Genomic DNA, 12535 nt, shown 5'->3' on the forward strand with positions numbered 1-12535 from the left:
AATGGATAAGGAAATATACATCATCAGGCATGGTGAAACAGATTTAAATAAACAAGGAATAGTACAAGGTAGAGGGATCAATAGCGATCTGAATGATACCGGAAGAGCACAGGCTGCTGCATTTTATGCTACCTATAAAGATGTTCCTTTTGACAAGGTATATACCTCTAAATTAAAACGTACTCATCAGACTGTTAAAGGTTTTATTGATGCAGGTACGGCATGGGAACAGCTTGCCGGATTAGATGAGCTTGCCTGGGGTGAATGGGAAGGTAAACCCAATGATGAGAATGCCATCACCGCTTTTAAGGGCTTAGTAGAGAAATGGGAGAGCGGAGATTATGATGCTCGTTTCGAAGGCGGTGAAAGTCCGAATGATGTATTGTTGCGCGAAAAAGAAGCGATCGAGGTTATTAAAAGCGCAACTGACGAGAAAACCATTTTGATCTGTATGCATGGTCGCGCAATGCGCTTGTTTCTATGTTTGCTTACCAACACTCCGATCTCCGAAATGACTGCATTTCCGCATCAGAATACTACCCTATATAAAGTTGAACTTACAGGTGATCAATTTGTGATTACTGAGTTTAACAATACTGATCATTTAAAATAGCATTTACTGTTGAATAAGATTAAAATTTCTGCCGTTTCCTATACCAATACCAAGCCTTTTATTTACGGAATTGAACATTCAGCCTTGCTGGATCAAATCGATTTGAGCTTAGATATTCCTACAGATTGTGCTGCTAAATTGATTGATGGACAGGTGGATATCGGATTGATTCCTGTTGCTGCGATTCCCAATGTGCCTAATGCTAATATTGTCGCCGATTACTGTATCGGATCAGTAGGCGCGGTAAACTCTGTGTTCATCTTTAGTAAAGTTCCGGTTGTCGAAATCAAGACGGTAAGACTGGATAGTCACTCACGAACCTCTAACAATCTGGCTAAGGTTTTATTGAAATTTCATTTTGAACAAGCTGTCAGCTATGTTACAGATGAGCCTATTGATGCAGATGCAATTGTTTTAATTGGTGACCGCACTTTTGGTAGAAGGGATGATTTTCCTTATGCCTACGATATGGGTGAGGAGTGGATGAATTTTACCGGATTACCATTTGTTTATGCGGCATGGGTGGCTAATAGAACTATCCCGCAAGCATTCATCAATGATTTTAATCAGGCATTGGCCTTTGGCTTGTCAAAACGTAAGGAACTGCTGTTGGATTTACCCAAGCTTGATAACTTTGATTTGGAAGATTACCTGATGCATAAATTAGATTTTGAGCTAACAGATAAAAAACGCGAAGCGCTGGCTTTGTTTTTATCGTACATAGCAAAACTATAAACCTATTCACATTTTTTTAATTTTCAACAAAACGTAAAGCCTACGCCTCAAATAGTATCTTTACGATTTTGTAAACTGAAATCATTTTGGCTAAAGATAATACTAAGGAAACCCCGTTAATGCAACAATACAACGCTATTAAAGTGAAGTATCCGGGTGCATTATTACTTTTTAGAGTAGGCGATTTTTATGAAACGTTTGGTGAGGATGCGGTAAAGACAGCCCAGATTCTTGGGATTGTATTAACCCGCAGGGGTATAGGACCAAATGGGGCAATTGAATTGGCTGGTTTTCCCCACCATTCATTAGATAATTACCTTTCAAAACTGGTTAGAGCGGGACAAAGGGTGGCCATATGTGACCAGCTGGAAGATCCTAAAACAACTAAGACTATTGTAAAAAGAGGCGTAACTGAATTGATTACGCCAGGGGTGGCTTATAGTGACAATATCGTTAGCCAGAAATCTAATAATTATTTAGCCGCTGTTTACTTTGACAAAACACAGTTAGGTGTTTCTTTTGTGGACATTTCTACCGGAGAATTTCATGTAGCCCAGGGAAGTTCAGAGTATATTGATAAGCTTTTACAAGGCTTTAAACCCAATGAGGTTGTTTTTCAAAAGAGTAAAAGAAAAGAATTTTTAGAGCTATTTGGTGATCGCTTTTATACTTATCATCTGGACGAGTGGGCTTTTACCAGTGACTATGCCAATGAGATTTTAACTAAACATTTCGAAGTTAACTCTTTAAAAGGTTTTGGAGTAGATCGATTGCAAATCGGTATTGTCGCAGCTGGTGTGGCTCTACACTATTTAAATGAAACAGAGCACCGCAATTTAAAACACATTACTTCCATATCTCGTTTGGAAGAAGATAAGTATATGTGGTTGGATAGGTTTACTATCCGAAATTTGGAATTGGTAAGTTCAGCCAACGAGAATGCTGTAACACTTTTCCAGATACTTGATGAGACTAGTACGCCAATGGGTGCCCGTTTGCTCCATAAGTGGATCATTATGCCGTTGAAGGAGTTAAAGCCGATTGAAGAACGTTTAGGAATGGTCGATTTTCTGGTGAAAAATGATCCATTACTCCAAGAGTTTTTAACGCATATTAAGCAGATCGGTGATCTCGAGAGGCTAATTTCTAAAGTTGGCTTACTGAGGGTTGGCCCTAGGGAATTGGTTCAGTTAAAGAAATCTTTATACCACATAGAAACAGTAAAGAAGCTTGCTGAAGAAAGCCAAAATCCTTTTCTGTTGGCATTGGCCGATCAGTTGGATCCTTGCTTAAGTATCAGAGCGAAGCTGGAAAGAGAGTTGCAGGAAGATCCTCCTGCATTGCTAATTAAGGGAAATGTAATTGCAGATGGAATAGACGAGGAGCTTGACCGTTTGCGTAAAATTTCATTCGGTGGAAAAGACTACCTCGTAGAAATTCAGAAAAGAGAAGCTGCAATAACAGGTATTCCTTCATTAAAAGTAGCTTTCAATAATGTTTTTGGATACTATTTAGAGGTTACGCATACACATAAAGATAAAGTGCCGGCCGACTGGATCAGGAAACAAACCCTAGTTAGCGCCGAACGCTATATTACCCCGGAATTAAAAGAATACGAAGAGCAGATATTAGGTGCTGAAGAAAAGATTCAACAAATAGAGGTAAGACTTTATACAGAATTGATTAATCAGGTAGCGGCTTATATCAGGCCAATACAACTGAATGCATTTCTGGTTGCGCAACTGGATGTATTGCTTTGCTTTGCTCAGTTAGCGGTTAAAAACCACTATGTAAAACCTGTACTGAACAAGAAAAAGGTATTGGATATAAAGGGTGGTAGACATCCCGTAATAGAAAAGCGCCTTCCTGTAGGGGAAGAGTACATCACCAATGATGTGTTTCTTGACAACGATACGCAACAACTCATCATCATTACCGGTCCCAATATGTCCGGTAAGTCGGCCATATTGCGCCAAACAGGTCTAATCGTACTGATGGGCCAGATGGGATGTTTTGTGCCTGCTAAGGCCGCTACAATAGGCCTGGTGGATAAGATATTTACCCGTGTGGGTGCTTCTGATAATTTATCATCCGGAGAAAGTACATTCATGGTAGAAATGAATGAAACTGCCAGTATCTTGAATAACATCTCTGATAACAGTTTAATTTTACTGGATGAAATCGGTCGGGGTACAAGTACTTATGATGGAATTTCCATTGCCTGGGCTATTGCGGAATTTTTGCACACCCACCCAACAGCAAAACCAAAGACACTTTTTGCAACGCATTACCATGAGCTAAATGAATTGGCTACCACCATGAACCGCGTTAAAAACTTTAATGTCTCGATAAAAGAAGTAGGAAATAAGGTAATCTTTTTAAGGAAGTTGATTCCTGGTGGTAGCGAGCATAGTTTTGGTATCCATGTGGCTAAAATGGCTGGTATGCCGCCAAAATTGATCAACAGGGCCAATGAGATTTTAAAGAAACTGGAAATAGATCGTACGGAAGGCCAGAGTATAAAGGACAGCATTAAGAAGGTTCAGAACCAAGCTTACCAATTGCACATGTTTGCTGTAGATGATCCTGTTTTAGTTAAAATCAGGGATATGCTCAATAATCTGGATGTGAATGTATTGACTCCAGTGGAGGCTTTGTTGAAATTAGATGAGATACAACGTTTAATTAAAGAGTAATATGAACGAACTAAAGGCACTGAACAAAAGCGGGTTATTGATCATGATAGCGGCGATGCTGTTTTTTTCTGCCTGTGGTTCAAGAAAATATTCTGCAAGACCTGGAGGTTCTCCAAGTACTGCTGCTAAGGCTGCAGAAGCCATGTCGCACTTAAAAAGTAAGGAATTGTCCCGCTTTATAAATGATTGGACAGGGGTACAATATGCTTTGGGTGGACTGGATAAGCGAGGGGTAGACTGCTCCGGCTTTGCTTTGCTATTACAAAGAAATATTTACGGTAATGAACTGCCTAGAAGATCAAGGGATCAGGCCGATGTGGTAAACGAAAAAGCGATAGCAAATCTAAATGAAGGCGATCTGGTTTTCTTTTCCTTTGGTGGTAGTGCGGTAGATCATGTAGGCGTATACTTAAACAATAACTTTTTTGTGCATGCCTCAACCACTCGGGGTGTAGTTGTAGATGATTTAAGTATCCCCGCTTACCAGAGAGCTTTTGTAAAAGCAGGCTCATTAAAAAAATAATCATGAATAAACCAAAACACGACATCTCATTCTGGACCAAGTATAAAAAGTTTGCCACTACCGAGATTCTGATGTACCTGATTATGGTTATTGGAATAGGTATTGGGATCTTAATTCTTAGCTAGTTCCGTTTTAAAAATAGCTTTTACCTGGTCGTACGAGCTCACAGAACTAATAAAATCTGCAAAGTCAGCATATTTATCAGCCGGGTAGGTTCCATCATTCAAAACAAACTTTCTACGGTATATCAGCTTTTTATCCACTTTCCTTATGCTGATGGCATAAGAACCAAAGGCAGTTTTTATTTCAGTGCCTTGCGGTATAAAATCAATGACAACATCATTTGGAAGGGTATAAGTAAGCTCATCTATATCAGTATAACCTCTGTTGATAAAAACAGGTAAGGTTCTGTTTCTCACTTCTGGAATCGTACGTTTTTTATTGAATGCATTTAGTACCAGGTAAATATGATTATTTGTTCTAGGTGCATATTTCTGAATGCTGAGTTGTAGGGATTCTTTTGTGACCGGTTTGCTACCCTTATCCTGCGTCAATTTAAAAGTATCGAAATCAATATTATCGATATCATACGTCGTCTTTAGTAATTTCAGCTGTTCTTTCATCGGCTGGTTCACGAACTGAGCATAGTTATCATATTGAGAACCACCACAGCTTGTTTCCATTGTTCCATTGATGTTTCCTTCGGCGTCAAGTACAAGTTCAGCCTTACGTTCCTGTAAATTCATTTGTGTTGATAGGGCTGGGGTTCTCAGTATTTTTCCGCCATCTTCTGTACAAGCTAGCACTGTACGATCATCTGTAAAGCTACCTAAAAAGCCAAAAGGACTTTCCTGATCTGTACATTCCAACCAGGTGGTATCATTTTTTAGCGGAAGGCAAAGAATGATGTGATTTCCCTGGTTCATACTGGCAAATTCGGTTTCCATATCTTTTTTTAAACTACCTGCGTTTACGATGCAATACAGGGATGGGATATTTATGGCTTTTAGTAAACTCTGGGTGTAATTAACTAGCGCTTTACAGTCTCCGTAGGACAGTTGATCAACTTCGCTGGCCAACATTGGCTGTTGTCCACCAATTCCTACCTGTACGCTGATATAACGAGTCTTTTTCTGCACATACTCATAAACCTTACGTGCTTTGTCTTTGTCATTTGGTATACCCGCTACTAAGGCTTTTACTTCCTCAATGGTGGCTGGGCTAAGCGTTTGCCTGTTTTTAATCAGTTCGTTATAAATCCATTTTCCCAACTCTTCCCAGTTTTGGTATTTTCCTTTATAACCGTAATAATTAAATTCTTCGGGCGCTATTTTAACATGGCAGCGATAATTCTCGGGGTCGGGAGCGTAGGGTTCAGGTTTAAAAGCAGTTAGATTTTTTACCGTCCAGGTCTGACTTTTAAGTTTCTCATTTATCACGACTTCTGGTTCTCCTTTATAATTAAAGGCCTTTATTCTTACTTTGTCTTCGGGTTTGCAGATAAAAGTGTAGCTACTGTTCTCTACTGCTACATCGGCTGTATGGCTGGCGTACCAGTCGGGTATCATCAAATTTTGTTTAAATCTGATCTCGTATTCGTACGCTATCGTATAAGGATAAGACAGTACGGTGGGTTCAAAATGTTTCACGCGGTCATCTTCAAACAATGAGATATCGCTCACAGCACTGTGGTCGGTAAAATTACTAAGCGTAAATTTGCTGGTTGCCTTACCAAAGGCATCTATAATAATGCCTTTAGCTGATTTAATAACGGTGTTTTTATTATACGATAAATAGATTTCTGCTTGAGGATCCCCATTTTTATTGAGTACCGTAACTACCTTTTTTATGTTCATAATCACATTGTCGCCCGCGCGCATGTCCACTGTAGTCTCCATTTTCCTAATCACAGCATTGGCACGGTTCTTTAGTTCCGACGAGAGTTGATCCGCCGGATATTCGACTTGAGAAAAACTATTGAAAGCACAGAAAAGCAGGGCGATTAAACCGATTTGTTTGATTATCATTTACTTTGCTTTTTAAGGATAATATCTGTTTTTTGAACTTGAATGATTCTACTGTATAACTCCTTAAGCGATAAGTACTCTTCTGGGCCGTATATAGGTTTGTTGAATTGCAATAGTTGATTGAATACCAATACGTCGTCCTGTAAGGAAGTTGTGCACATGAATCTGCCTCCACCCTCTGCTAAACCTATATTTAATTCTTTGGGCTTATCGGCTAAGGTATAATTACCAGGTAGCTTAAGGGATATAGAGACGCGCTGTTCGCTTTGACTTCCTAAATCTACCGGGTAGGTACGTTCATTTAAATTAAATGGGTTTCTGGTAGTTTTATCAATAAAAAAGGGATTAAAGAACAATGGGTCATGATTGATGTCCTGAAAGGCCAATATTTCAACATTATAAATTTCAATAAGGGGATTTTCCAGACTGTCCAGATTATTTATTTCGTGCTTAACGATTTTGATTTTTGGCATGCTTTCGTCAAGCTTCTCTACAAACTCATCAATAGAATTGGACGCTAAGATCCTTTTGCGCTTATTGAAAGCCGCATAGCCGATGGAGTAGGTGGTTAGTATTCCTTTTATTTTTCCATCTTTTCCGAGTTCGGCAGTTAAGTTATAACGGGTTGTTTCTTTTTGACTTGCCGTAAGATCGTACCAATAGGATGGTTTCTTTAAGGGAATTACGCGTCCACGACCATTTATGCAGCGTAAAGGAAGTAATCCAAATGGTATTAAAGGTTCCGATGCATCCAGTAGATAAGATTTACCTTCGATATTTACTTTTGCAACGACGTAGTTAAAGTCGCTGATTACCGGAAATAGTGTATTTACAAGGCCATTTACACGGGTAGAAAGGATAACAGCTTCAGCATCAATTTCAGCTGCATTTAATGCCGCTATCAGTGCCAGATTAATATCTGCCGTATTGCCTGTATGTGTTTCTAATGCCTTTTTAATTGTGTTTTCGCTGTATATGCCAATAAAGCCATTTTCTTTTATGTTATGCTTTATATAAGCATAGATCGCTTTGGCCTTGTTTAGCGGATCTGTCGCATTTTTAAGTATATCCGGTAGTAGCGTTTTAAAAATATCCTTTCTTTTAATTTGGCCACCAAAAGATTTGTCATCAATCAGTTGGTAATCTACATCTTTCCATTCTTTGGTGATACCCTGTTTGCCACCGGTTGGGGTGATATAGTCCGATAATTCGAAATTAATAGCCGATTTGAAATTGCTTGGGGCAGTCATATAGTCCTCTTCAATAAACGGAGGTATATCCTTCATGATATATGTCATTTTAGAGCAATCAATCGCTCTTCCAGCAATTCTTAGACATTCCCTGTTCAGTTCTGCGTTTTGTGAAGTTAGCTTTTGGGCCCCTCGTAGCGCAACATTATAGTTATATAATGCTGGAATCATGGCAATATATTCGCTATGTAATTTTGGGATATTGGATTGGAATTCCCATGTTCTGAAATTAAAGATCCTTGGTGAGTATAAACGATAGCGGTATTCGATTATACTTCCTTCGGTAAGGTTAGGCATGGTAAACTTGGTAAACGTAACATACTTATTCCTTTTTTCTGTGAATATTTTCTTTTTATCTAATTCTGTGAGGGATATTTCACCGTTTGTATAATTGATGGTGGTTGCCTTCAGTTCCGAAATTGTCTCTTCTTTATCCCCATTTGTTAGCAATGGTATGGTAATATTGGCACTTTCGAATCCCTTTTTGTTGAGGATTTTTATCCGCACATGATATTCAAAGTCTATAAATAAATTGCCGTAATTGTCATCCAACCTAACTGCTGCTGTCCCAAACTCCCTTAATACGACTGCATTGGCGTTGCTGTCCAATGCAGTTTTTGTAAAGTTCAGGTCGGCTTGACTCACCTTAAGATATTCGAAATCTTGTGCGAATAGCGTAGTAGAAGAAAAAAAAAGGAGTAGAAAGAAAAGATTCCTCATCAATGAGCGTTTAAAGTATAATTATAAACTGCAAGATAAAAGTAGAATTCTGAATAAAAAAATGCAAAGTAAATTATTCAGATAGAAATTAATGTGTTATCAAATAAGTTAAGGATTAATGGATGATTTTTACGACTTTTGAAGCGCTACCAAAAAGATTGAAATGAAATTAAATTTAAAACGCCCACTCGCATTTTTTGATTTGGAAACCACCGGAGTAAACGTTGGTGCCGATCGTATTGTTGAAATTGCTATATTAAAAGCTATGCCTGATGGAACTGAGATAATCAAGTCCATGCGCATTAATCCTGAGATGCCAATTCCATTGCATTCATCATTGATACATGGAATTTATGATGAGGATATTGCGACAGCACCTACTTTTAAAGCTGTTGCAGTCGAATTGTCTGAGTTTATTGGCGATGCCGATCTTGCCGGTTATAATTCTAACCGTTTTGACATTCCTGTAATCCTGGAAGAGTTTTTAAGGGCAGGGATAGACTTTGATATGTCTGATCGTAAATTTGTTGATGTGCAGAATATATTCCACCAGATGGAACAGCGCACTTTACGTGCTGCTTATAAGTACTATTGTGGTAAAGACATTATCAATGCGCATTCAGCTGAAGCTGATATTACAGCTACTTACCAGGTGTTGTTGGCTCAAATTGAACGTTATAAAGACGTTGATTTTGAAGATAAGCAAGGTAAAATATCTCAGCCTGTACAAAATGATGTAGAGGCACTTCATATATTTACCAATATGAATAAGCCGGTTGACTTTGCCGGAAGAATGGTATTTAATGAGAACGATGAAGAAATATTCAACTTTGGTAAACACAAAGGCAAAACTGTAGAGCAGGTTTTTGATACTGAGCCTAGTTATTATGCCTGGATGAAACAGGGTGATTTTCCTTTGTATACTAAGAAAAAGCTAGACGAGATCTGGGCAAGATGGAGCAAAAAGAAAGATTTGCTTAAGCAGGAAAGACAACAATTGGCTGAAGCAAATAGACCAAAACAAGCACAGCCAAGGCCACAACAAGTACAGGAAAAAGGACAAGCTGCGCCTGTAAAGAAAGAAAAACCTGCTGTAGACGTAACTAACGACATGTTAGAGCAATTAAAAATGAAGTTTGGTAAATAGATATTATCATTATCATATTAAAAAAAGACCCTTTATAGGGTCTTTTTTATGAAATCTATATTTCTCGTTAGGCCTTTAAATTTGGTCCTTTTAACCGCCGAGTTTTTAAAGATAGTTTTAAAAACATCTTCCGTAATGTCGAGCCAATCCTCACGTTTCATCGTTAACAATTGTTCATTAGGTTTAAACAAAGGTTCAGTATTTGGGGCAGAAAACCTGTTCCAGGGACATACATCCTGACAAACATCGCAGCCAAACATCCAGTTGTCCATTTTGTCTTTAAAGCCCTGATCTATTTCTTCTCTTAGCTCGATGGTTAAATAAGAGATACATTTATTTGCATCTATCACATAAGGTGATAAAATAGCATCAGTAGGGCAGGCATCAATACATTTCGTACAAGTACCGCAATGATCGGTCTCGAATGGGTTGTCATACTCCAGTTCCAGATCTACGATTAGCTCAGCTAAAAAAAAGAACGACCCGCTCTTTTTGTTAATTAAGTTGCTGTTTTTACCAATCCATCCGATACCGGCCCGTTTTGCCCAGGCCCGGTCCAACACTGGAGCTGAATCTACAAAGGCTCTACCGGCAACCTCTCCAATCTCTTCTCCAATAAAGTTTAGCAATTGGAATAACTTGTCCTTAATCACCTGATGATAATCCATCCCATAAGCGTACTTAGAGATCTTTGGAGCGTCCGGATCAGCTTGTTTCGCATCAGGATAGTAATTGAGCGTAAGCGAGATCACCGATTTAGAGTCGTCAACAAGCAGCCTTGGATCTAGCCGCTTGTCAAAATGATTCTCCATATAAGCCATTTGGCCATGGTGGTTCTGTTGTAACCAACGCTCTAATTTAGGCGCCTCTTCCTCCAAAAAATCAGCTTTGGCAATACCGCATTGCATAAAGCCAAGCCTTAAGGCTTCAGCTTTAATCATTTTGCTGTATTTGGAGGCATTGTTGATCATCGCCTGCAAAGATAGGGCTTTGTATTGTAAACTTTTTAAAGGCCCACTTGTTGTTCATTTATTAAACCAAAACTTAATGTCATGGAAAATCAAGAGGAACAACATACCGAAAACCATTCGCAGCCCCATACGCACAAACCAATAGAACATGACTATTCCAAACACAAGGCAGATCCCGGACCACCGCGTGAAGCTGTAGAGGAAAAGGATATCAATGGTGCTGCCGTAGTATTAAGATGGCTTATACCGTTACTAGTTATCGGTTTACTTATTTATTGGCTGTTTTTTAAGGGTTAGTTTACTTTAATAGTTTTACTTCATACAGATCCTTACGTCGGTCCTTTAGTATTCTTACGGTACCAAAATGGTGGATTTCATCCAGCAAATGTAAATCCACATCAACTACCAGCATCATTTCTGTATTAGGCGTGGTTTCAGCTTTTACGGCATTGGTAGGGAAGGCAAAGTCTGAGGGTGTAAATACTGCCGATTGAGCAAATTGTATATCCATATTGTTCACCTTAGGCAAGTTACCTACGCAACCCGCAATAGCTACATAGCATTCATTCTCTATTGCACGAGCCTGCGCACATCTACGTACCCTGGTATAACCATTTTGAGTATCAGTTAAGAAAGGGACAAATAAAATCTGCATGCCCTGGTCTGCATAAATTCTGCTGAGTTCAGGGAACTCCACATCATAACAGATCAATATGCCCACTTTGCCACAATCTGTATCAAATACCTGGATCTTATCGCCGCCTGTCATTCCGTAATATTTTAACTCATTCGGAGTAATGTGAATCTTTCTGTATTCATCAGTTTTGCCGCTCCTGTGACATAAGTAAGTAGCATTGTATAGCTTATTGTTATCAAGAAGTGGCATGCTGCCCGATATGATGTTTACATTGTAAGATAAGGCATATTGCTGTATCCGTTCAACAATCTCGGCCGTGTGTTCGGCTAGTTTGCGCATGGCCTCTATTTCCGGTAAGTGATTGTAGGGATGTAATAAGGGGGTGTTAAAGAATTCAGGAAATACAATAAAGTCCGAACCATAACCACTAACCGCATCCACAAAAAATTCTACCTGCTCGTAAAAAGCTTCTATATCAGGGAATAATCGCATTTGCCATTGTACCAATCCAATTCTGATGGTTTTCGCCGAACGTGCTGAGGCATCTATACCCTGATAGTAAATGTTGTTCCATTCTATAAGGGTGGCAAACTCCTTAGATTCGTGATCTCCGGGAAGGTAGTTTTTTAAAACCTTCCGTACGTGGAAGTCGTTGGAAAGTTGAAAGGTAAGGGTGGAATCGTAAATTTCTTTTGCCTTTACTTTATCAATATACTGTCTTGGCGTGAGTTTATCCGCGTATTCATGGTAGCCGGGAATACGACCGCCTGCAATAATGCTCTTAAGATTTAGGCTTTCGCACAGCTCTTTACGAGCTTCATATAATCTTCTACCTAATCTAAGTCCGCGATATTCGGGATGTACAAAGATCTCAATACCATAGAGTACATCACCTTCTGGATCATGAGTGGAGAAAGAATAATCTCCAGTTATATTTTTATAAGTATGCTTGTCGCCGTATTCGTCGTAATCTACAATAAGGGATAAGGAACAAGCAACAACTTTGTCATCTACTGCAATACAGAGCTGGCCTTCAGGAAATAATTTTAGTAATCGTTCGATACTGTTTTTACTCCAAATTTGACCAAGGGTTTCGTAAGCCTGCTGCATGGATTCCCTTAAATCATTATAATCCGAAAGGGTAAGTTTTCTTGTTTCTACGTTCATAAAAGCTGTTTTTTCGCTTATAGGAGAACAAAAAAACAGCTTAAATGTT

General features: G+C 38.9%; 11 protein-coding genes. 7 read left to right on the forward strand and 4 right to left on the reverse strand.

Annotation, left to right across the window (positions count from 1 at the left end; genetic code table 11):
- Position 1 precedes the first annotated feature (1 nt).
- The 5 genes from BLS35_RS18045 to BLS35_RS28300 all read left to right on the forward strand — a co-directional run bounded on the left by BLS35_RS18045 (position 2) and on the right by BLS35_RS28300 (position 4692).
- A complete protein-coding gene (locus tag BLS35_RS18045) occupies positions 2 to 613 on the forward strand; it encodes a histidine phosphatase family protein (RefSeq protein WP_090783659.1) in 612 nt (203 codons plus the stop codon).
- Positions 614 to 622: 9 nt separating this feature from the next.
- Positions 623 to 1348 (forward strand): menaquinone biosynthetic enzyme MqnA/MqnD family protein, encoded by a 726-nt coding sequence (locus BLS35_RS18050; protein ID WP_090783661.1) that lies wholly within the window; start codon positions 623 to 625, stop codon positions 1346 to 1348.
- Between the two features lie 86 nt (positions 1349 to 1434).
- Entirely contained in the window at positions 1435 to 4044 is a 2610-nt protein-coding gene (gene mutS, locus BLS35_RS18055) for a DNA mismatch repair protein MutS (protein WP_090783663.1), read from the forward strand.
- A gap of 1 nt (position 4045) precedes the next feature.
- Positions 4046 to 4567: a C40 family peptidase gene (locus BLS35_RS18060; RefSeq protein WP_090783665.1), complete on the forward strand. Its 522-nt coding sequence runs from the start codon at positions 4046 to 4048 to the stop codon at positions 4565 to 4567.
- A gap of 2 nt (positions 4568 to 4569) precedes the next feature.
- The gene (locus BLS35_RS28300) at positions 4570 to 4692 is read left to right on the forward strand and encodes a hypothetical protein (RefSeq protein WP_256375307.1); all 123 of its coding nucleotides are present in this window, start codon (positions 4570 to 4572) and stop codon (positions 4690 to 4692) included.
- Here the strand turns inward: BLS35_RS28300 and BLS35_RS18065 are convergent.
- Both BLS35_RS18065 and BLS35_RS18070 read right to left on the reverse strand, forming a co-directional pair.
- Entirely contained in the window at positions 4678 to 6594 is a 1917-nt protein-coding gene (locus tag BLS35_RS18065; protein WP_090783673.1) for a DUF3857 domain-containing protein, read from the reverse strand. The genes BLS35_RS28300 and BLS35_RS18065 overlap by 15 nt on opposite strands.
- The gene (locus tag BLS35_RS18070) at positions 6591 to 8564 is read right to left on the reverse strand and encodes a DUF3857 domain-containing protein (RefSeq protein ID WP_090783675.1); all 1974 of its coding nucleotides are present in this window, start codon (positions 8562 to 8564) and stop codon (positions 6591 to 6593) included. The genes BLS35_RS18065 and BLS35_RS18070 overlap by 4 nt, the downstream gene beginning before the upstream one ends.
- A 163-nt stretch (positions 8565 to 8727) precedes the next feature.
- Between BLS35_RS18070 and BLS35_RS18075 the strand changes: the two genes are divergently transcribed.
- Entirely contained in the window at positions 8728 to 9711 is a 984-nt protein-coding gene (locus tag BLS35_RS18075; RefSeq protein WP_090783678.1) for a 3'-5' exonuclease, read from the forward strand.
- Positions 9712 to 9743: 32 nt separating this feature from the next.
- Here the strand turns inward: BLS35_RS18075 and queG are convergent, their stop codons facing one another.
- Positions 9744 to 10682: a tRNA epoxyqueuosine(34) reductase QueG gene (gene queG / locus BLS35_RS18080; protein ID WP_090783681.1), complete on the reverse strand. Its 939-nt coding sequence runs from the start codon at positions 10680 to 10682 to the stop codon at positions 9744 to 9746.
- An 81-nt stretch (positions 10683 to 10763) separates the two neighbouring features.
- Between queG and BLS35_RS18085 the strand changes: the two genes are divergently transcribed.
- Complete coding sequence (locus BLS35_RS18085; RefSeq protein WP_090783683.1) at positions 10764 to 10979, forward strand: hypothetical protein; 216 nt, start codon at positions 10764 to 10766, stop codon at positions 10977 to 10979.
- A 1-nt stretch (position 10980) separates the two neighbouring features.
- Here the strand turns inward: BLS35_RS18085 and BLS35_RS18090 are convergent, their stop codons facing one another.
- A complete protein-coding gene (locus BLS35_RS18090) occupies positions 10981 to 12486 on the reverse strand; it encodes a bifunctional GNAT family N-acetyltransferase/carbon-nitrogen hydrolase family protein (RefSeq protein ID WP_090783685.1) in 1506 nt (501 codons plus the stop codon).
- Positions 12487 to 12535: the final 49 nt, after the last annotated feature.

This window comes from Pedobacter sp. ok626, from assembly GCF_900100435.1.
In the GTDB taxonomy this organism is placed as follows: Bacteria; Bacteroidota; Bacteroidia; order Sphingobacteriales; family Sphingobacteriaceae; genus Pedobacter.